The 19,087-nt window shown below is 73.8% G+C and carries 19 protein-coding genes; 7 read left to right on the plus strand and 12 right to left on the minus strand.

Annotated features, from left to right (window positions below; translation table 11 throughout):
• Nucleotides 1-39: 39 nt before the first annotated feature.
• Together CAE01nite_RS00425 and CAE01nite_RS00430 are read left to right on the plus strand one after the other, a co-directional pair.
• Nucleotides 40-1,398 (plus strand): MFS transporter, encoded by a 1,359-nt coding sequence (locus tag CAE01nite_RS00425; protein WP_146898445.1) that lies wholly within the window; start codon nt 40-42, stop codon nt 1,396-1,398.
• A 94-nt stretch (nt 1,399-1,492) separates the two neighbouring features.
• Nucleotides 1,493-3,109, plus strand: a complete 1,617-nt coding sequence (locus tag CAE01nite_RS00430) for a gluconokinase (RefSeq protein ID WP_146898447.1) — start codon at nt 1,493-1,495, stop codon at nt 3,107-3,109.
• A 58-nt stretch (nt 3,110-3,167) separates the two neighbouring features.
• Here CAE01nite_RS00430 and CAE01nite_RS00435 read toward each other — a convergent pair whose 3' ends face one another.
• Nucleotides 3,168-3,518 carry a YtxH domain-containing protein gene (locus tag CAE01nite_RS00435; protein WP_146898449.1) on the minus strand — a complete coding sequence of 117 codons (351 nt, stop codon included), beginning with the start codon at nt 3,516-3,518 and terminating at the stop codon, nt 3,168-3,170.
• A gap of 130 nt (nt 3,519-3,648) precedes the next feature.
• Entirely contained in the window at nt 3,649-4,611 is a 963-nt protein-coding gene (locus tag CAE01nite_RS00440) for a siderophore-interacting protein (RefSeq protein WP_246130910.1), read from the minus strand.
• Nucleotides 4,612-4,748: 137 nt separating this feature from the next.
• Here CAE01nite_RS00440 and CAE01nite_RS00445 point away from each other — a divergent pair, with 137 nt between their 5' ends.
• Nucleotides 4,749-6,134 carry an APC family permease gene (locus CAE01nite_RS00445; protein ID WP_146898453.1) on the plus strand — a complete coding sequence of 462 codons (1,386 nt, stop codon included), beginning with the start codon at nt 4,749-4,751 and terminating at the stop codon, nt 6,132-6,134.
• Here the strand turns inward: CAE01nite_RS00445 and CAE01nite_RS00450 are convergent.
• Nucleotides 6,109-6,861: an HAD family hydrolase gene (locus tag CAE01nite_RS00450; protein WP_146898455.1), complete on the minus strand. Its 753-nt coding sequence runs from the start codon at nt 6,859-6,861 to the stop codon at nt 6,109-6,111. The two genes, CAE01nite_RS00445 and CAE01nite_RS00450, sit on opposite strands and share 26 nt — an antisense overlap.
• 47 nt (nt 6,862-6,908) lie before the next feature.
• Complete coding sequence (locus tag CAE01nite_RS00455) at nt 6,909-8,096, minus strand: VIT1/CCC1 transporter family protein (protein WP_146898457.1); 1,188 nt, start codon at nt 8,094-8,096, stop codon at nt 6,909-6,911.
• A 192-nt stretch (nt 8,097-8,288) separates the two neighbouring features.
• Here CAE01nite_RS00455 and CAE01nite_RS00460 point away from each other — a divergent pair, with 192 nt between their 5' ends.
• Complete coding sequence (locus tag CAE01nite_RS00460) at nt 8,289-8,696, plus strand: ATP-binding protein (protein ID WP_146898459.1); 408 nt, start codon at nt 8,289-8,291, stop codon at nt 8,694-8,696.
• Nucleotides 8,693-8,872 (plus strand): hypothetical protein, encoded by a 180-nt coding sequence (locus CAE01nite_RS00465; protein WP_146898461.1) that lies wholly within the window; start codon nt 8,693-8,695, stop codon nt 8,870-8,872. Before CAE01nite_RS00460 ends, CAE01nite_RS00465 begins: the two co-directional genes overlap by 4 nt.
• 7 nt (nt 8,873-8,879) lie before the next feature.
• Here CAE01nite_RS00465 and CAE01nite_RS00470 read toward each other — a convergent pair whose 3' ends face one another.
• From CAE01nite_RS00470 to CAE01nite_RS00485, 4 genes are all read right to left on the minus strand, one after another.
• Nucleotides 8,880-9,872: a TIGR03557 family F420-dependent LLM class oxidoreductase gene (locus CAE01nite_RS00470; protein WP_146898463.1), complete on the minus strand. Its 993-nt coding sequence runs from the start codon at nt 9,870-9,872 to the stop codon at nt 8,880-8,882.
• Between the two features lie 85 nt (nt 9,873-9,957).
• Nucleotides 9,958-11,043, minus strand: coding sequence for a Gfo/Idh/MocA family protein (locus tag CAE01nite_RS00475; protein ID WP_146898465.1), 1,086 nt, complete (start codon nt 11,041-11,043; stop codon nt 9,958-9,960).
• A 70-nt stretch (nt 11,044-11,113) separates the two neighbouring features.
• Nucleotides 11,114-11,395, minus strand: a complete 282-nt coding sequence (locus CAE01nite_RS18890) for a hypothetical protein (RefSeq protein WP_371862877.1) — start codon at nt 11,393-11,395, stop codon at nt 11,114-11,116.
• A gap of 289 nt (nt 11,396-11,684) precedes the next feature.
• A complete protein-coding gene (locus CAE01nite_RS00485) occupies nt 11,685-12,578 on the minus strand; it encodes an SDR family oxidoreductase (protein ID WP_146898467.1) in 894 nt (297 codons plus the stop codon).
• 192 nt (nt 12,579-12,770) lie between these two features.
• On the opposite strand from CAE01nite_RS00485, the gene CAE01nite_RS00490 reads away from it, so the two are divergent.
• Nucleotides 12,771-13,727, plus strand: a complete 957-nt coding sequence (locus CAE01nite_RS00490; RefSeq protein WP_146898468.1) for an FKBP-type peptidyl-prolyl cis-trans isomerase — start codon at nt 12,771-12,773, stop codon at nt 13,725-13,727.
• Between the two features lie 129 nt (nt 13,728-13,856).
• Nucleotides 13,857-14,816, plus strand: a complete 960-nt coding sequence (locus tag CAE01nite_RS00495) for an NAD(P)/FAD-dependent oxidoreductase (RefSeq protein ID WP_146898470.1) — start codon at nt 13,857-13,859, stop codon at nt 14,814-14,816.
• Between the two features lie 15 nt (nt 14,817-14,831).
• On the opposite strand, the gene CAE01nite_RS00500 is transcribed toward CAE01nite_RS00495, so the two are convergent.
• Genes CAE01nite_RS00500 through CAE01nite_RS00515 form a run of 4 tightly spaced genes read right to left on the minus strand, consistent with a single transcriptional unit; the run spans nt 14,832 to nt 19,030 of the window.
• The gene (locus CAE01nite_RS00500; protein ID WP_146898472.1) at nt 14,832-15,845 is read right to left on the minus strand and encodes a glycoside hydrolase family 43 protein; all 1,014 of its coding nucleotides are present in this window, start codon (nt 15,843-15,845) and stop codon (nt 14,832-14,834) included.
• A 3-nt stretch (nt 15,846-15,848) separates the two neighbouring features.
• On the minus strand, nt 15,849-16,775 hold the full coding sequence (locus CAE01nite_RS00505; protein ID WP_146898474.1) for a carbohydrate ABC transporter permease: 927 nt from the start codon (nt 16,773-16,775) through the stop codon (nt 15,849-15,851).
• Nucleotide 16,776: 1 nt separating this feature from the next.
• Nucleotides 16,777-17,736 carry a carbohydrate ABC transporter permease gene (locus tag CAE01nite_RS00510; protein ID WP_146898476.1) on the minus strand — a complete coding sequence of 320 codons (960 nt, stop codon included), beginning with the start codon at nt 17,734-17,736 and terminating at the stop codon, nt 16,777-16,779.
• Nucleotide 17,737: 1 nt separating this feature from the next.
• Entirely contained in the window at nt 17,738-19,030 is a 1,293-nt protein-coding gene (locus tag CAE01nite_RS00515; RefSeq protein WP_186816351.1) for an ABC transporter substrate-binding protein, read from the minus strand.
• Nucleotides 19,031-19,087 lie beyond the last annotated feature (57 nt).

Consider the following 19,087-nt stretch of genomic DNA (forward strand, 5'->3'; position numbering starts at 1 on the left):
CGGTGGTCCGCCGTCGTCCGGCGATGGGAGACTGTCGCGGTGCTGCGCCCCTACCGAGACGTCCTGACGAAGCCCGGGGCCCTGGCCTTCTCCCTCACCGGCCTGCTCGCCCGCCTGCCGATCTCGATGGTCGGCATCGGCATCGTCCTGATGATCTCCACGCTGAGCGGGTCCTACGGGCTCGCGGGCCGCGTGTCGGCGGTGTACGTCATCGCGAACGCCGCGTTCGGGCCCCGGCTGGCGCGCCTGGTGGACCGGCACGGCCAGGCCCGGGTCATGCGCCCGGCCGTGGCCGTGGCCGCGGTCGGCCTCGCCGCGCTCATCCTCGCCGCGGTGCTGGACGCGCCGACGTGGCTGCTGTACGTCACGGCCGTCGTCGCCGGGGCGCCGGCGGGGTCCTTCGGCGCACTGGTCCGCGCCCGCTGGTCGTACGTGCTGGACGACCCGCGGCAGGTCCACACCGCGTACTCCCTGGAGTCCGCGCTCGACGAGGTCGTGTTCGTCGTCGGACCGGTGCTCGCCACCGTGCTGGCGACGTCGGTCGCGCCGGCCGCCGGGCTGCTCGTGCCCATCGCGGCCATGCTCGTGGGCGGTCTGGCGTTCCTCGCCCTGCGCGACACCGAGCCGCCGGCCCGTCCGCTCGTCCTCCTGCCCGACGGCGGGCGCCCGCGGGGCCGTGCCGTCATGCGGTCGCGCGGGATGGTGGTCCTCGCGCTCGTCTTCGTCGGGATGGGCGCGCTCTTCGGGGCGACGGACGTGTCGACCGTCGCCTTCGCCGAGGAGGCCGGGTCGACCGCCGCCGCCGGACCGGTCCTCGCCGCCTTCGCCCTGGGGTCGCTCGTCTCGGGGCTGGGCTACGGGGCGCGGCAGTGGGCGGGGGCGCTGTGGGTGCGGTTCGTCGTCGGGATCGTGGCGCTGGCGGTCGGCGTCAGCTTCTTCCTGCTCGTCACCACCATCCCGGCGCTCGCCCTGGTCATGTTCGTCACCGGCTTCGCGATCGCGCCGACGCTGATCAGCGGCAACGGGCTCGTCCAGCACTTCGTCCGCCCGGAGCAGCTGACCGAGGGCCTGACCTGGGTGGTGACGGCGCTCGGCGTCGGCGTCTCGCTCGGGTCCTCCGTCGCCGGCGTGCTCATCGACCGGCAGGGCGCGCACGGCGGGTACCTCGTCGTGGTCGTCGCCGCAGCCTCCTCCGTCGTCGTGACCGTCGTGTCGATCGGCGCGCTCCGGGCGGACAGCGCCGTCGTCCCGGAGGCGGACGCCACCGCCGACGTGGCCCGCAGGAGCATCCCGGCGGAGTCGGAGGCGTGCAGCGCGACGTGCGGGGCAGCCGTCGCCGGCGCGCAGATCGCCGACACCGAGTCCGACCGGCGCGCGGACGACGCCCTGCGACGCTGACGGGCGCCTGCCTCCACCTGCCGGTGAGCGGCCCCCGCTACGCTCCCAGCGGCCGGCACGCCCCGCTCCCGGCCCACGAGAGGACAAGGCCGCGATGACGCAGGACAGCACCGCCCCGGAGACCGCCGCCTCGACGCCCAGCGCACCCGAGGCGCCTGGCCCCGAGGTCGCCGGCACGGACGACCGGGTCGTCATCGGCGTCGACATGGGCACGACGAGCACCAAGGCGACGGCGTTCGACGTCCGCGGCGGGCTGCTCGCCGCGCACACCGAGGGCTACCCCCTGCACGAGCCGCACCCCGGGCACGCCGTCCAGGACCCCCGGCAGATCCTCGCCGCGGCCCTGGAGGCGGTCCGTGTCGTCGTCGGCGAGGTCGGGGCCGAGCGGGTCGCCGGGCTGTCGTTCAGCTCGGCCATGCACAGCGTCCTGGGGCTCTCCGCCACCCTGGAGCCGCTGACCGACGTCGTGACCTGGGCGGACACTCGAGCCGCGGTGCAGGCCGAGCGGCTGCGCGCCGCACCCGGCGGCCTCGCGCTGCACCGGCGGACCGGCACCCCGCTGCACCCGATGTCCCCGCTGCCCAAGCTGGTGTGGTTCCGCGAGCAGGAGCCCAAGCTGTGCGAGCAGGTCGCGTTCTGGGTCGGGATCAAGGAGTTCGTCCTGCTGCACCTGTGCGGCGCCCTGGTCGTGGACCACTCGGTCGCGTCCGCCACGGGGCTGCTGGCGATGAGCACGCTCACCTGGGACGACGAGGCGCTGGCCCTCGCCGGGATCGTGCCCGAGCAGCTGCCCGAGCTCGTGCCCACGACGACGGTCCTGCCCGGGCTGACCGAGGAGGGCGCCACCGCCACCGGGCTGCCGCCCAGCACCCCCGTCGTGGTGGGTGCCGCCGACGGCCCGCTGGCCAACCTGGGGGTCGGCGCCGTCCGGCACGGGGTCGCGGCGTGCTCGATCGGCACGAGCGGTGCCCTGCGGGTCGTCGTGGACCGCCCGGCCGTCGACCCGCTGGGCGGGGTGTTCTGCTACGCGCTCACTGCGGGACGGTGGGTCGTCGGCGGCGCCATCAACAACGGCGGGCTCGTGCTCGGCTGGGCCGGGGACGCGCTCGCGCCAGACCTCGGCGAGCACCCGCAGGAGGAGCTGCTCGAGCTGGCGGCCCGCGCGCCGGCCGGGTCCGGCGGCCTTCTCATGCTCCCGTACCTGATGAGCGAGCGGGCCCCGCACTGGAGCTCGCTCCCCCGCGGCGCCTACGTGGGGCTGACCCGGGCGCACCGGCGCGAGCACCTCGTGCGTGCGGCGCTCGAGGGGGTCTGCCTGCAGCTGTCCATCGTGCTGCACTCGCTGCGGTCCGCCGGGCTGGAGGTCACCCAGGTCCGCGCGACCGGCGGCGCGATGCGCAGCGCGCTGTGGCGCCAGATGCTCGCGGACGTGTTCGCCATGCCGGTCGACTTCGCCCTGGGCGAGGAGGGGTCCGGCTTCGGGGCCGCGCTGCTCGGCATGGAGGCGCTCGGCCTGATCGAGTCCATCGACGTCGTCGCCGACATGGTGCAGATCGAGCGCACCGTCCGCCCGCACCCCGCCGCGGCCGCCGTCTACGCCTCGCTGCAGCCGACGTTCACCCAGCTCTACGAGTCGCTCGTGCCGGCGTTCCTGGCGCTGCGGCGACTGGCCCCGTCGCTGCCGCTCGACCTGGCGGACGACGTCCGGTGAGCACGCACGCGGGCCCGCGCCGGTGATGGCGGGGCCCGCGTGTCCCGGCGAGGCGGCGTCAGCGTCCGACGGCCGAGCCGTCCGTCGTGCCGTCCGTCGTGCCGGTCGTGTAGGTGGTGCCCGTCGTGTACGCGTCCGTGGACTCCGGCGCGTCGCCCGACGACCCGCCGCGCGCGGACCCGACCGCGGACCGCACGGACCCGGTGACCCGGCCCACCAGCGCCGAGGCCTCGGCCTTGGCCAGGTCGGCCGCCTTGGCCTCCAGGTCGCTGACGCGGGACTGGACCCGCGGGTCCTGCCAGGCGCGCCGGCTCAGCGCCGCAATCTTCTCGAACCGCTGCCGTCCCGCGCGCGTGCCCAGGACGTAGCCGACCCCGGTGCCCACGATGAATGCCGCCTTGGAGCGCATGCGCCCACCTCTCGTCCCACGCGCGGACGTCCGCGCGTGGCCCGAGGCTAGCGGCCGGCCCGGCCCTCCCGGCACCGGGTCCCCCGGCGGCGACCGGCCGTCACCGGCGGTGCGACCGGGGGGCGGTGCGTCAGGCCTCGGCGCGCCCGCGCCGCCAGTAGCCCATGAAGGCCACGGCCCGGCGGCTGACGCCGCGGTCGGCGACCAGGTGCCGGCGCAGCGTCTTGATGACGCCGGCCTCCCCGGCGAGCCATGCGTACAGGTCCTGGCACGCGGCGAGCGGGGCACCGGCGTCGTCGACCGGGACCTCCCACAGCATCCGGGTGTCGACGTCGACGTCGGCGTCCTCCAGCCGGTGGGACGCCACGCACAGCCCGGAGCACAGGCGACCCGCGCTGCCGGCGAGGAGACGGTCGGCGGCCTCCTGCACGGCAGGGACGAGCAGCGCGCCGTGCTCGGCGCCCTCCCGGGCCAGCCAGCGCACGACGACGCCTTCGGGCGCCGCGAGCGGCAGGACGTCGTCGGCGGTCGGGACCTCCAGGACGACCTCGCCGCGCGCGCCGGCGGGCAGGCGCTCGAGGATGCAGGCGATGGCGGGGACGGCGGTCTCGTCGCCGGCCACCAGCAGGCAGCCGGTGCGCCGGGGCGGGACGAAGTCCACGCCGCCGTGCGGCCCGTCGAAGTGGGCGTCCGGGCCCAGGACGGTCAGCGGGGAACCGGGCTCCGCCGCGGCGACCCACCGCGACGCCGGACCGCCGTCGCCGTGCAGGACCATGTCGACGTCGATCTCGCGCTCCGCCTGACGGACGGCCCGGACGGTGTAGGTGCGGATCGGGTTGCGCTCCTCGTCCGGCAGCGAGCGCCACTGCTCGTACCAGTCGTCGGAGTGCGGCAGGCGGACCAGCCCGCCGTCGGCGAGCGGGAAGAAGAGCTTGATGCGCTGGTCGAAGCCGTTGTCGGCGAACCGGTCCAGCGTGTCACCGGTGAACGTCACCCGGACGAAGCTGGGGCTCAGGCGGGTCACCCGCCGGACGCGCACGTCGAAGCCGCGGAACGGCCGGGTCCCGGCGGTGCGCTCGACGGTCTGGGTCACCCCTCCATACTGACATGGAAGCGAAGGCTGTCCTAACTTGGTGTGCGGCATCTCACAGGTCGGCCCGCGCTCACCGCGCGACCGTGGTCCCGCAGCGCCAGACTGCGAGCGACGGTCCCACCGGCGAAGGGCGTGCCATGACCTCCGACGTGCAGCACGGCCCCGCGGCGGAGGGCGGCACCCTCCGGCGGTCGATCGGGCGCAAGGTGCTCCTGCTCTTCGTCGTCGGGGACATCCTCGGGGCGGGCATCTACTCCCTCACCGGCAAGGTGGCCGGCGAGGTCGGCGGTGCGCTGTGGCTGCCGTTCCTGCTCGCGTTCGTGCTGGCCGGCCTCACCGCGACCGCCTACGCCGAGCTCGTGGGGCGGTACCCGCTCGCGGCCGGCGCCGCGCTCTACGCCAACCGCGCGTTCAAGCGGCCCTTCGTCACGTTCATGGTCGCCTTCACCGTGATGATGTCCGGCATCACGTCCGCCAGCGCGGCCGCGCGCGCGTTCGGCGGGGACTACCTGGCGGAGTTCGTCAGCGTGCCGACCCTGCTGGCGGCGTACGTCTTCCTCGCCCTGGTCACGGTGGTGAACCTCATCGGCATCAGCGAGTCCGTCAAGGTCAACGTCGTGCTGACCGCGATCGAGGCGACCGGGCTGCTCGTCATCATCGTCATCGGCGTGTGGTCGGTGATCACCGGCGACGGCGAGCCGGGCCGGGCGCTGGAGATCGACCCGGCGACAGGGTGGGTCGGGGTGCTCGGCGGGACCTCGCTCGCGTTCTACGCGCTGCTGGGGTTCGAGGACTCGGTCAACCTCGCCGAGGAGTGCCACGAGCCGGCGCGCGACTTCCCGCGGGCGCTGTTCGGCGGGCTGGCGATCGCCGCGGCGATCTACCTGGCGGTCGCCTTCACGTCCACGATGCTCGTCGAGACCGAGGTGCTGCAGGAGTCGACCGGTCCGCTGCTCGAGGTGGTCAAGGTCGCCGGGCTGGCGTTCCCGCCGTCGCTGTTCGCGCTCATCGCGCTGCTGGCGGTGTCGAACACGGCGCTCATCAACATGATCATGGCGTCGCGCCTGGTGTACGGGATGGCGCGGGAGGGCATCGTCCCGCGCGTGCTGGGACGGGTGCACCGGGGGCGGCAGACGCCGTTCGTGGCGATCGCGTTCACGGTCGCCCTCGCGTTCACCCTGGTCTCGACCGGGGACCTCAGCGGGCTCGCCGACACCACGGTGCTCCTGCTCCTGCTGGTCTTCGCGTGCGTCAACGTGTCCGTCCTGGTCCTGCGGCGCGAGCCCGCGGACGCCCGGCGCGAGGACCGGCCCTCCTTCCGGGCGCCGACGTGGGCCCCGGTGCTCGGCGCCGTGGCGTCCCTCGTCCTGGCCAGCCCGCTGACCGGGCGCGACGGCGCGGAGTACCTGCGCGCCGGGGTGCTGCTGGCGATCGGGGTCGGCCTCTACGTCGTCAACCGCCTGCTGGTGCGGCGCTCCGGGGCGGGCCCCCGCGAGGTCACGCGGTCGACCCCCGCCACGTGACGGCGAGCGGGCTCGCGTCCAGGTCCGCCAGGAGAGCCGCGACGTCGTCGTAGACGGCGACCGCGCCGGCCTCGGTGAGGTCCGCGGCGCTGGTGCCGCCGGAGAGCAGCCCCACGCAGGGCACGCCGGCACGCGCCGCGGCGACGACGTCCCAGCGCGAGTCCCCGACGAACACCGAGGACGCCGCCGGGCACCCCGCCTTCTCCAGCGCGACCTGCACGAGGTCCGGCTCGGGCTTGGCCGCCTCGACGTCCTCGGCGCCCGTGATCGCGTCGAGCGTGTCGTCCAGGTCCAGCACCGCACGCAGCCGCTCGAGCTCGTCCGGCGGGGCGGAGGTGGCCAGCACGACGACGGCGCCCCGGTCGGAGACCGCCTGGACCAGGTCCCGCGCGCCGCCGAACGCCCGCAGCAGCGGCGTCATCTGCGCGTAGCGATCGGTGTGCCCCTGCTTCACCTCGTCCTCCAGCCGGTCGGCGTCGTCGCCGAGCAGCTCGGAGAGGAGCTGGGCCGAGCCCATCCCGATCGCCCGCTGCGTGCGCCAGGCGTCCACCGGGTGCCCGGCGTCCGCGAACGCCTGCGTCCACGCGTGCACGTGCAGGAAGTTGGAGTCGACCAGCGTCCCGTCGATGTCGAACAGGACGGCACCGGCGCCCGCGTGCACGCCGGACCCGTCGTCCGAGGGCTCGCCCGAGGCGGGCGTGGACGGGGTCGCGCCGGGGCTGGTCATGCGACAGGTGTACCCCGCGCCCCGGCGCCACGCGCGCCGAGGACCGGTCAGGCGACCGTGGTGCCGAACAGCAGGCCGAGGACGTAGGTGACGGCCGCCGCGCCGAAGCCGATGGCGAGCTGGCGCAGCGCCCGGCGCAGCGGCGGACCGCCGGACAGGATGCCGACGGTGGCGCCCGTGGCCAGCAGTGCCAGCCCCACCAGCACGGCCGCCACCGCGACGGCCGCCAGGCCGTGCAGACCGAGCAGGTACGGCAGCACCGGGACCAGCGCCCCGGACGCGAAGAAGCAGAAGCTCGACGCCGCGGCACCGACGGCGGAGCCGATCGCCTCGTGCTCGTCGACCTCGTCCCCGCGGTCACCGGCCGCACCCGGCGCGGCGCCGACGGGCACGCCACCGGCGGCACCGGCAGACCCGGGGAGCCGGTCGAGGTGCGCCGCGGCGTGACCGGCGTCGAGGCCGTCCAGCACCTCCCGCGCATGCAGGTCTGCCTCCTCGGCGGTCATGCCACGGGCCCGGTAGACCAGCGCGAGCTCGTTGGCGTCCACGTCGAGGTGCGGCAGCGCCTCACGGGCGCGGGGGTCCGGCGTCGAGGCGGCGAGCAGCTCGCGCTGGGAGCGCACCGAGACGAACTCCCCGGCCGCCATCGACAGCGCCCCGGCGAGCAGGCCGGCGATGCCGGTGACCAGCACCGTCCGCTCCGCGACCCCGCTCGCACCGACCCCGAGCACCAGCGCGAGATTGCTCACCAGGCCGTCGTTGGCACCGAACACCGCCGCCCGGAAGGTGCCGGAGATGCGGTTGCGCCCGCGGATGGCCAGCCCGCGCACGACCTCCTCGTGGATCTGCTCGTCCGCGGCCATCGTGGGCGTGGCGTCGGCCTCGGTCGCGTACTGCGAGCGCGCCTCCGCCCGCTGCGCCAGCGCCAGGACGAACACCGACCCGAAGCGCCGGGCGAGCAGCGCCAGCGTCCGGGTCCGCCAGTCCCCGCGGCGCGGTCGTCCGACGTCCGGCCCGAGCAGCTCGAGCCAGTGCGTCGCGTGCCGGCCCTCCGCCTCGGCCAGGGCGAGCAGGATCGCGCGCTCCTCCCCGGTCCGCCGGCTCGCCAGGTCCCGGTAGACGGCCGCCTCCGCCCGCTCGTCGGCGAGGTACTGGCGCCAGCGGCGCAGGTCCTTCGGCGTGCGCGTGCCGCGGGACGGGGCGGACGTCGAGGAGTGGGTGGACGAGCTGGGCATGATCCCGATCATCCCAGACCTGCCGCCGTCGGCCCGGTGGCGTCCGGCACGCAGCCGTGCACCCCCGCCCGGCCCGGGCGCCGAGTTGCCGAGCCCGGCCCCATGCCGGACGGTGGACGAGCACCGCGGACCGACCACCACCGATTCGCGACCAAACCGTGCCCGACCCGCGACCCCCGGAGGCTGGCTCACATGCAGGACCAGAGGCCCATCGAGGCCGAGCTGTCCTCCGTGGCACCCGCCCGCCGCTGGGCGCGTGAGAAGTTCGAGGCCGCCGGCCTCGAGCCGGACACGCGCGACCTCCTCGTCCTGCTGGTCAGCGAGGTGGTCACGAACGCCGTCGCGCACGCCGCCCCGCCGCTGCTGCTCCGCATCGACGTCACCCCGGAGGTGACCCGGGTGGAGGTCAAGGACCGCGCGCGCAAGATGCCGATCCTCAAGGACCCCGATCCCACCGAGACCGGCGGGCGCGGGATCCGGTTCGTCAACGACCTGTCGACGCGGTGGGGCACCGAGCCCGCCCGCGGGGTCGACGGCCTCAAGACCGTGTGGTTCGAGGTGTCGCACCAGACGGACGGCGACGGCACCCCCGAGGGGTGACCGGCAGCGGTCCGCCGCTCCTGACGTCCCGGCACTGGACGGCCGACGCCCCGACCATCGCGCGCCTGCTGTGCGACGCCGGCGTCGGCGCGTGGTGGACGTCCGCCGGTTCGACGCAGCCGTCCGGCGGGGCCCACGTCACCCCCGACGGGCCTGTCGACGACCGTCCCGGGTGAGCCGCCGTCAGTCTCCCGACGGAGCCGCGGCGCGCAGCCGCTCCAGCAGCGGACCGGCAGCGGTGTCGAGGAACTCCTGCTGCTTGTCGTCGCCGACCTGGACGAGCGCGATGTCGGTGAACCCGGCCTCCCAGTAGGGCTTGACCGACTCCACGATCGCGTCGAGGTCCGGGCCGCAGGCGATCTGCTCGGCGACGTCCTCGGGACGCACGAACTGGCTGGCGGACGCGAACGCCTCGGTGGTCGGCAGGTCCGCGTTGACCTTCCAGCCGCCCGCGAACCAGCGGAACTGGTCGTGCGCCCGGGCGACGGCGGCGGCCTCGTCGGTGTCCCAGGAGATCGGCACCTGGCCGATCTTCCGCCCGGCCGGCAGGTCGGCCCGGCGCCGCTCGCTGTCCCAGTGCGCGATCGCCTCGGCGTCGGGCTCCACGGCGACGAGGTGGTCGGCCCACGGGGAGAACCGGGAGATGGACTGCGGGCCGGAGACGGCCATCGCGACCTGCACCCTCTCCGGCGGCAGGTCCCAGATCCGGGCGGAGTCCACCCGGAAGTGGACGCCGTCGTAGGTCAGCCGCTCGCCGGACAGCAGCTCGCGGATGATCTCCACGGCCTCCTCGAGCATGTCGTGGCGCTCACCGACCGCGGGCCACCGCTCGCCCACGACGTGCTCGTTGAGGTTCTCGCCGGCGCCGAGGCCGAGCAGGAAGCGGCCCTCGGACAGGACGCCCAGCGTCGCGGCCTTCTGCGCGACGACGGCCGGGTGGTAGCGGAGCGTGGGGCAGGTCACGTACGTCATGAGCTCGACGCGCGAGGTCGCGTAGGCGACGGCGCCGAGCGTGGCCCAGGCGTAGCCCGCGTGCCCCTGGCTGTCGAGCCAGGGGAAGTAGTGGTCGCTGCAGACCTCGAAGTCGAAGCCCAGCCGCTCCGCGTCGATCGCGTAGTCCACCAGCCGCCGCGGGCTGCTCTGCTCGGTCATCAGGGTGTACCCGAAGCGCGTCATGGCGTCACAGTGGCACCCGTGCGGCGGCGCGGCATCTCGGCCCGCCTCTCGGGGGTGGCGGCACCGGCCGCGCCGGGTGCCCTCCTCAGCGACCCCAGGGCTCGACGGCGGTGCGGACCGTCCGGCCGGTCGCCGCCGACTCCACGATCGCCCGCCCGACCAGGTGGTCCTGGCACCCCTCGGCGAGCGGGTACGGCGGCGCGCCGCCACCGACCCACGCGGCCATCCCGGCCAGCAGCGACGCGCCCGCGATGTCGTCGTCCCCCAGCCGTGCTCCCTCGAACGGGTTCCGGTACAGCACCTGGCCGTCCAGGCTCAGGTGCTCGAGGTCGAAGCCGGGCAGATCCTGCTCGACGCCGGTCTGGCGACGGATCAGGTGCGACTCGACGATGGTGCGCGGGCCGGTCAGCCGCATGAGGCGGTCGTCGATCAGCTCGCCGTGGCTGCCGCGCACCACGAGCCGGTTGCCGCGCAGCCGGTTGCGGGACTGGTTGTCGGTGAGGTCGTACAGCGCGCTGCGACCGTCGCCGAAGTCCAGGGTCGCGAGCGTCGTCGTCGCGTCGTGCGGCTCGTCGTCGTCGGTCCAGCCGGCGCGCGAGAGCGGGTTCACCAGGGGCGCGACGAACTCCTTCGCGGACACCTCGACCTCGTCGAACCCGACCCCCAGCAGGGCCCGGACGAGGCCGACCGCGTGGTACTGGTGCGTGGAGGAGACCTGCACGGACGTGGGCCGTCCCAGGTGACCTCGCCGGACCATCTCGATCCGCGCGGCGTGGGCGGGCATGAACGGGCTGTGCTCGGCCACCTGCACGAGCCCGGACGCGCCGACGTCCGCCCACAGGGCCCGCAGGCCGGGGACGTCCGGGGCCGGCGGCGTCTCGGTGATCGACGGCATGCCCGCGGCCACGAGCTCGCCCAGCACGACCGGCGCCACGTCCCACGGGACGGACAGCAGCACGAAGTCGGGCCGGTCTCCGGCGAGCAGCTCGGCCACGGAGCCGACCGCCGGCACCTCCCAGTCCTGCTCCACCTCGGCTCGGCGCTCCGCGGTCCGGCTGACCACGCCGGTCAGCGCGAAGCGGTCCGGCAGGTCCCGCGCCAGGCGCTGGAAGAAGTGCGCACGGAAGCCGCTGCCCACCATGCCGAAGCGGGCCGGACGGGACGGGGTCATGGGATTCCCTTCGAGGGGGAGGACGGCGGTGCGGGCGGCGGCGCGGCGGCGGTGCGTGCTCGTGCGCCGCTCATGGACGGCCCGGTGAGCGTACGGGCGGGCGGGCACGCCGCACGGCCCGCGACTGGACCAGGTGGATCCCCGCCACGACGGCCACCAGACCGGCCGTCGCGGCGAGCTGCGCCCGCGCGGCGTCGTCGGTCGCCATCAGGACGACCAGGCCGAGGACCCGGCCGACCGTGAACCCGGCCCAGCGGCCGATGCCGTCCTCCGCGTAGGTGGAGGACGACCCGCTCGACGGGATCGCGGCGGCCGTCTCGGCGAGCATCCGCATGACCAGGACGACGAGCACCCCGGCGACCGCGTAGGAGACGAGGATCGCCGGGCCGCGGTCGCGATGCCGGCGCCGGTGCCGAGGAACAGGCGCGCCCCGATCGCCGAGCCGAGCCCCATCGTCGTCAGGTGCCGGACCTGAAGGCCGTGCCCGAGGTGGTCGCCGTCGACCGTCGTGCGAGTCGTCGCGGACGTCGCCCCCGTCGTCGCCCGCCCGGCGGCGTCCGCAGTCGCCGACCCGGACGCCGGCCCGGGCGCTGCCGGGCCGGCGTCGGGCGGGACGGCGGCGGGCGGGACGGCTGCGGTGGTCAGGAGAGGAGCTCACCGCCGGTGGCGCCGAGCACGTCACCGGTCACGTAGCTGGACTCCTGCGACGCGAAGAACACGTAGAGCGGGGCGAGCTCGGCCGGCTGGCCGGCGCGGCCCATGGGCGTGTCCGTGCCGAAGGACTTGACCTTCTCCTCGGGCATGGTCGCCGGGATGAGCGGCGTCCAGATCGGGCCCGGGGCGACGGCGTTGACCCGGATGCCCTGCTCGGCCACCTGCTGGGACAGGCCGCGGGTGAAGTTGAGGATGGCGGCCTTGGTGCTGGCGTAGTCGAGCAGCGCGACGCTGGGGTCGTACGCCTGGATGGACGTCGTGTTGATGATCGCGGACCCGGGCTGCAAGTGGGGCAGAGCCGCCTTGGTGATCCAGAAAATCGCGTACAGGTTCGTCTTGAAGACGCGGTCCATCTGCTCGGTGGAGATGTCGAGCAGGCCGCCCGGCTGGCCCATCTGGTACGCCGCGTTGTTGACCAGGACGTCCAGGCCGCCGAGCTCGCTGACGGTGGACGCGACCAGGCCGGTGCACACCGACTCCTCGCGGATGTCCCCGGGGAGCGTGAGGGCCTTGCGGCCGGCGTCGCGGATCAGCGCCGCGGTGGTCTGCGCGTCCTCCTCCTCGTCCGGGAGGTAGGAGATCGCGACGTCCGCACCCTCGCGCGCGAAGGCGATGGCGACGGCACGGCCGATGCCGGAGTCACCACCGGTGATGAGGGCGCGCTTGCCCTCGAGACGCCCGTTCCCGCGGTAGCTGTCCTCGCCGTGGTCGGGCTGCTCGGGCATGTCGGAGGTCAGCCCGGGGTGGGCGATCTTCTGCTCGGGGTGCTCGCCCGGGTTGAACTGCTCGGTCGGGTCCTGGGGGGTCGTCTGATCGCTCATGCCTCCAGTGGACCGCGCGGTCGCCGGACCCACCACCGGAGCGGTCCCGGCCGTGAGGCCGCAGGGCTCCGGGCGCAGGGCTCCGGGCGGACCCTCAGGTTCGGGGCGTACCGTGTCGACGACAGCCGGGCGCTCTCTGCGCCTCCGCGTGCCATCGCGCGCCGACCGATCCACCTCGTGAAGGGCCCGATCTTGCGACGACTTGCCACCGTCACCGCCTCCGCCGCCGTGGCGTCCCTGCTGCTCCTCGCCGGGTGCGCCGGGTCCGACGGTGACTCCGGTGCCGCGTCCACGCCCTCCCCGAGCGCGAGCGACGCGGCCGCCTCCGCCGAGGCGGAACCCACCGCTGAGGACGTCGCCGCGCTCGAGGCCGTCACCGTCGAGGGCGAGCAGGGGGCCGAGCCCACGCTGACCTTCGACCAGCCGTTCAGCGTGTCCGCCGCGGTCGCGCGCGTCGTGACGCCCGGGACCGGTGCCACGCTCGAGGACGGCCAGATGCTGTCCATGAACGTCCTGCAGGTCAACGGTGCCGACGGGAGCACGCTGGGCACGACGTACGGCGCGACCCCGACGTCGCTGACCCTCGGCGACCCGCAGGTCTTCGGTGCCCTCACCGACGCCCTCACCGGGCAGTCCGTCGGCGCGCGCCTGCTGTTCGCGGCACCCGGCGCGGAGGCCTCGACGCTCATGGCGATCGACATCGTCGACGCGAAGTCCGTGCCGACCCGCGCCGAGGGCACCGCGGTCACGCCGCCCGAGGGCCTGCCGAAGGTGACGCTCGCCGAGAACGGGGCGCCGAGCATCGAGCCGGTCGCCGGTGACGCGCCGACCGAGCTCGTCGTGCAGCCGCTCATCACCGGCACCGGACCGGCGGTCCAGTCGGGCCAGAACGTCACCTTCCACTACAGCGGATGGCTGTGGGACGGCACGCCGTTCGACTCCTCGTGGGACAAGGGCTCGGCGTTCACCACGGCGCTCGGCACCGGCGCCGTCATCGCGGGCTGGGACCAGGGCCTGGTCGGGCAGCCGGTCGGCAGCCAGGTGCTGCTGGTCATCCCGCCGGCGCTCGGCTACGGCGAGGCGGAGCAGGGCTCCATCCCCGCCAACTCGACCCTCGTCTTCGTCGTGGACATCCTCGCCGCCTCCTGAGCCGGGGCCGGCCGAGCGCCGGCCCGACCGCCGGTCCGACACGAGGCCGCCCGCACCGACCCCAGGTGCGGGCGGCCTCCGTCGTCCCCCGAGTTGTCGCCCGGGTCGCCCGACCGCACTGTGGAGGGCATGACGACGACGGCGGACGTGCTCATCATCGGCGCCGGCCCGGCCGGGCTCAGCGCCGCCCTGGTGCTCGGGCGGGCGCGACGCGACGTCGTCGTCGTCGACTCGGGACGGCCGCGCAACGCCGCAGCCACCACCATGTACGGCTACCTGTCGCGGGACGGGCTCCCGCCGGAGGACCTGCTGGCGATCGGCCGCGAGGAGGTAGCCCGCTACGGCGTGCGCCTGGTACCCGGGGAGGTGGCGCGCGTCCGGCGCGACGGCGAGGACCTCGTCGCGGAGGTCCCCGACGTCGGGGACCTGCGGGCACGGCGGGTGCTGCTGGCGACCGGGCTGCACGACGCGCCTCCCACGCTCGACGGGGTCGCCGAGCGGTGGGGCCGCGACGTCCTGCACTGCCCGTACTGCCACGGCTACGAGGTGCGCGACCGACCGGTCGCCGTGCTGGGGCGCGGGCCGGTGTCCGTGCACTACGCGCAGGTGGTCCGGCAGTGGTCGCCGCACGTGCTGCTGCTGCGGCACACGCTCGACGCCCTCACCGACGAGGACCTGGAGCAGCTCGCCGCCCGGGACATCGACGTGGTCGACGGCGAGGTCAGCCGCATCGTCACCGAGGGAGAGCGGCTGGTCGGGGTCGAGCTCGTGGACGGCACGGTCGTGCCGTGCGACGTGGTCTTCGTCGGCGCTGCGACCGGCACGAGGACCCACGACGGGCTGCTGCGCGAGCTGGGCGCCGCGTTCGTGGACGGCCCGGTGACCGACCTGCCCGAGATCGACCCGTCCGGCCGGACGTCCGTGGCCGGGGTGTGGGCGGCGGGCAACGTCACCGACCCCACGGCCCAGGTGGTCGTCGCAGCCGGGCAGGGGTACCAGGCCGGCGTGGCGATCAACACCGACCTCATCGAGGAGGACGTCGCGACGGCCGTCGCGGCACGGCGCCTGGCGTACGCGCGCCCGGCCTGAGCGCCGGTCGGGCGCTCAGTCCACGACGACGCCGGGCACGCCGTCCTGCCACTCCAGCGGCAGGACGTTCATCCCGCGGTACGTCTCCTCGAGGTACCAGGAGTGGAACACCAGCAGGTCCTCGCCGTCCGGACCGACGACGACGTCCTGCCCGCCCGGCCCCACGTAGTCCGGTGCGTCGCTCGTGGTGAGGAACGGCTCCTCGTCCTTGGTGTACGGACCGAGCACGGAGGTGGCGGTGGCCCGGCCGATCGCGTAGCTCGCACCGCCGTAGTCGTTCGCCGAGTACAGCAGCGTGTAGACCCCGTCCCGCAGGACCAGCGTCGGCGCCTCGACGAGGTTCCCCTCCCACTCCTGGTCCTGCTGGACGAGCCGGGTGGGGGGTCCGGCCAGCGAGAGGCCGTCGGGCGCCAGCGGCGCGATCTGGATCCACGTGTCCAGGCCGCAGCAGTTGCCGTCGTTCTTCCACAGCAGGTACCGGGTGCCGTCGGCGTCGGCGAACGTGGCCGCGTCGATCGCCCCGCCCTCGTCGGGCGGGCACACCAGCATGCCCTCGCCGACGACGGTGAAGGGCCCTTCCGGAGAGGTCGCGGTGGCCGTCCCGATGCACTGGAACGTGGGCTCGACGTTCGTCGCGGTGAAGTACAGGACGTACTGCCCGGCCGCGATCTCGGCGACCTCCGGCGCCCACGTCTTGCCCGGGATCACCCAGGACGGCAGGTCCGGGAGCGCGTCCGGCAGCGTCTCCCACTCGACGAGGTCGTCGGAGCGGGCCACCCGGACGTTGCGCAGGTTCCCCTCGGTCGCGTACGCGTAGTAGACGCCGTCGACCTCGAGCACGTCGGGGTCGGGGAAGTCGTCGGCCACCACCGGGTTCGGTGAGTCGTCCGACGGCGCGGAGGTCGAGGCGGGGTCGGGGTCGGACGCCGGCGCGTCGCCGCCACCGCACGCCCCGAGGAGCAGTGCGGTGGCGACGACCGCGGCGGCGACCGGCCCGCCGCGCGAGGCGGCGGCCGATCGGAGCCGCACCCGTCAGCCCTTCAGGCCCGAGCGGGAGACGCCCTCGATGATGAACCGCTGCAGGAAGACGAACAGGATCAGCACCGGGACGCTGGCGATGACCGCACCGGCCATCAGCAGGTCGTAGCGGACGTTGTTCGCCGACTGCAGCGTGGACAGGCCGGCGGGCAGCGTCTGGGCGTCAGGCCCGAACAGCACGTACACCGGCCACAGGAAGTCGTTCCAGTTCGTCAGGAGCGACAGCAGAGCGAGCGTGGCCAGCGCGGGCCGGGACAGCGGCAGGACGACCCGCCAGAAGATGCCCCACGGGCTGGCGCCGTCCAGGCGAGCGGCCTCCTCGAGCTCCAGCGGGATGCCGAGGAAGAACTGCCGCAGGAAGAACACCCCGAACGCCGACGCCGCCGTCGGCACGATCACCGCGAGCAGCGTGTTCAGCCACCGCAGCTCCCCGACGATGAGGTAGTTCGGGATGATCAGGATGACCGGCGGGACGAACAGCGTCGCGATGATCGCCGCGAACACCAGCCGCTGACCGCGGAACTGCATGCGGGCCAGCGCGTACGCCGCGAGCGACGACGTGATCACGACCAGCAGCGCGTTGCCCAGCGCGGCGATCATGCTGTTGGCGAACCACCGCAGCACCGGGGTGCCCGACGCCGACAGGATCGACTCGTAGGCCTGGGTGGTGAACGGGCTCGGGATCCACGAGGCACCGACGGCCCCGGCGTCGTTCGAGGTCTTGAACGACGTCAGGATCATGAACACCAGCGGGCTGATGAAGATGAGCGCCAGGACCGTCAGCACCACGTAGCGCAGCACGGTGCGGCCCGTGCTCTGCCCGGCGGCCAGACCGGCTCCGGACGACGAGGTGACCGGCTTGGGGCCGGCCCCACCCGACGCCCGACGGGGGTTCTGCGGGCGTTCCACGGTCGTGCTCATGTCACGCCTTCCTCTCGCGGAACAGCCAGAACACCACGACGCTCAGCAGCATCAGGAAGAGCGTCAGCACGTAGCTCATCGCCGCTGCGGAGCCCATCTGGAAGTTGCGCAGGCCGGTCTGGGTGATCTCGTAGATCGCCGTGCGCGTCTCGCGTCCGGGGCCACCCGTGGTCATCAGGTAGGCCTGCCCAAACATGTTGGCCGAGGCGATGATCGTGATCATCGTGATGAAGCTCAGCACCGGTCGCAGGCCCGGGAACGTGACGTTCCAGAACTGCTGCCACTTGTTGGCGCCGTCCACCGTGGCGGCCTCGTACAGCTCGCGCGGGATGTCCTGCAGGCCGGCGAGGTAGATCACCGCGTTGTACCCGAGGGTCCACCACACCGTGACGCCGACCAGCGCGACCCACGCCTCCGGGACGGAGCTGAGCCAGGGGATGTCGTCCGGCAGCCCGAGGTTCCCCAGGTAGGTGTTGATGAGGCCGATGTTCCGGTCGAGCAGGTACCGCCACAGCACCGCGACCACGGCGACGCCGAGGACGTAGGGCGCGAAGTAGGCGGCACGGAACAGGTTGCGGCCGGGGAACTTCTGGTTCATCACCAGGGCCACCATGAGCGGCACGACCAGCAGCAGCGGGACGCTCGCCAGCGTGAAGATCGCGGTCGCCTGCATCGAGTTCCAGAACGTGCCGAACGTGATCGAGCTCGGGTCGAACAGGTCCTGGTAGTTCTGCAGGCCGACGAACGGCTTGCCGGGGAGCGTGTAGTCCCACTGGTGCAGGCTGATCCAGCCGCCGAGGATCACCGGGGCGATCACGAATGTCAGGAACAGGACGAGGTACGGCGCCAGGAACAGCCACGGTGTCAGCCGCCCGTGGTTGGCGACGCCGCGCCGCGGCGCCCCTCGGCGGGTGGCCGCCTTCGATGCGGCGGGCGCCGCGGCGGACGTCGTCGTGGTCATGTCAGCCTCCGAAGCTCTCGAGGTTGCGCTTCATCAGCTCGCTGGCCTGCTCGGCGGCCGTCGTCATGGCAGCCTCGGGCTCGGCGTTGCCGAGCACCGCCTCGGAGATCGCCGGCTCCAAGGCCTCGCCCTGCACCGTCGGGACGCCGGGGATCGGCGGCAGGAACCGCATGGTGTCGATCTTCTCGGCGATGACGGCCTGCGGCAGGCCCTCGAGGGCACCGGAGTCACGCACGGACTGGCGGGCGGGGATCATGCCCGAGCCGGCCCACTCGCCGGACTGCTCGCTGATCCACGCGACGAAGACCTGCGCGGCGGCGTACTTGTTCTCGTCGTCGGTCGCCTGCTTGGTGATGAAGAAGTTGTGGGAGTCGGCCCACACCGCGTCCTCCTCACCGATCGTCGGGAAGGCCGCGATGCCGTAGTTGAGCCCCTCGGTGGCCTCGAGGTCGTTGATCTGCCAGATCCCGTTGAAGTGGATCGACACCTCGCCGTTCTTGAACGCGACGTACTCCGCGTCCGGGTCCACGTTGCTCGGGCTCCACCCCTGGTCCACGGCGCCCCGCATGAACTCCATGGCCTCCACACCCTCCGCGGAGTTGTAGAGCGCCTCGTCGCCCTCCTCGGCGTACGGCTCGCCACCGTTCTGCCACAGCAGCGACAGGTAGATCAGGTGCGCGGGCCACCGCTGCGGCATCCACAGGGGGGTGGCGTAGCCGGCGGCCTGCAGCTTGGGGATCGCCTCCTCGAGCGAGGCGAGGTCGGTCGGGGCCTCCGTGATGCCCGCCGCGGTGAAGTGGTCCTGGTTGTAGTACATCGCCAGGGAGTGCACGTCGAGCGGGATGCCGTAGCGCTGGTCGTTGTAGACGCTGGCGTCCCAGACCTCCTCGGTGAAGTCGTCGGCGCTGAGCTCCAGGTTCTCGGCCAGGTCGTCGAGCGGCACGATCACGTTGCGCGCGGCGTTGGTGGCGATCTGCGTCAGGTGCATGATCCCGACGTCGGGACCCTCACCCGCGTTCACCGCGGCGGGGACGCGCTGGTAGAACTCCGCCCACTGGACCGTGTTGGACTCGACCTTGATGTTCGGGTGCTCGGCCATGAAGTCGTCGACCATCTGGGTCATGAACGGTCCGTCACCACCGGTGAAGCCGTTCCAGTAGGACAGGGTGACCTCGGGGCCGTCGTACTCGCCGGTGAACTCGGGGGCCTCGGCGGCACCTCCACCCTGCGCCGCTTCCTCGGGGCTCGCGCCGCCCCCGCAGGCGGCGAGCGCGAGGCCCGCCACGACGGACATCGTTCCCAGCACGAACCGACGGCGCCGGGACGCACCAGAGCGAACTGCGGTACTCAT

It is taken from the genome of Cellulomonas aerilata (genome assembly GCF_007991755.1).
GTDB lineage: Bacteria > Actinomycetota > Actinomycetes > Actinomycetales > Cellulomonadaceae > Pengzhenrongella > Pengzhenrongella aerilata.

Coding starts and splice junctions, on each gene's coding strand:
- CAE01nite_RS00435 (WP_146898449.1), bottom strand. CDS start 3,518: ATGCGCTCCAAGGCGGCATTCATCGTGGGCACCGGGGTCGGCTACGTC.
- CAE01nite_RS00485 (WP_146898467.1), bottom strand. CDS start 12,578: ATGAGCGATCAGACGACCCCCCAGGACCCGACCGAGCAGTTCAACCCG.
- CAE01nite_RS00450 (WP_146898455.1), bottom strand. CDS start 6,861: ATGACCAGCCCCGGCGCGACCCCGTCCACGCCCGCCTCGGGCGAGCCC.
- CAE01nite_RS00430 (WP_146898447.1), top strand. CDS start 1,493: ATGACGCAGGACAGCACCGCCCCGGAGACCGCCGCCTCGACGCCCAGC.
- CAE01nite_RS00505 (WP_146898474.1), bottom strand. CDS start 16,775: ATGAGCACGACCGTGGAACGCCCGCAGAACCCCCGTCGGGCGTCGGGT.
- CAE01nite_RS00445 (WP_146898453.1), top strand. CDS start 4,749: ATGACCTCCGACGTGCAGCACGGCCCCGCGGCGGAGGGCGGCACCCTC.
- CAE01nite_RS00470 (WP_146898463.1), bottom strand. CDS start 9,872: ATGACGCGCTTCGGGTACACCCTGATGACCGAGCAGAGCAGCCCGCGG.
- CAE01nite_RS00460 (WP_146898459.1), top strand. CDS start 8,289: ATGCAGGACCAGAGGCCCATCGAGGCCGAGCTGTCCTCCGTGGCACCC.
- CAE01nite_RS00455 (WP_146898457.1), bottom strand. CDS start 8,096: ATGCCCAGCTCGTCCACCCACTCCTCGACGTCCGCCCCGTCCCGCGGC.
- CAE01nite_RS00495 (WP_146898470.1), top strand. CDS start 13,857: ATGACGACGACGGCGGACGTGCTCATCATCGGCGCCGGCCCGGCCGGG.
- CAE01nite_RS00475 (WP_146898465.1), bottom strand. CDS start 11,043: ATGACCCCGTCCCGTCCGGCCCGCTTCGGCATGGTGGGCAGCGGCTTC.
- CAE01nite_RS00515 (WP_186816351.1), bottom strand. CDS start 19,030: ATGTCCGTCGTGGCGGGCCTCGCGCTCGCCGCCTGCGGGGGCGGCGCG.
- CAE01nite_RS00510 (WP_146898476.1), bottom strand. CDS start 17,736: ATGACCACGACGACGTCCGCCGCGGCGCCCGCCGCATCGAAGGCGGCC.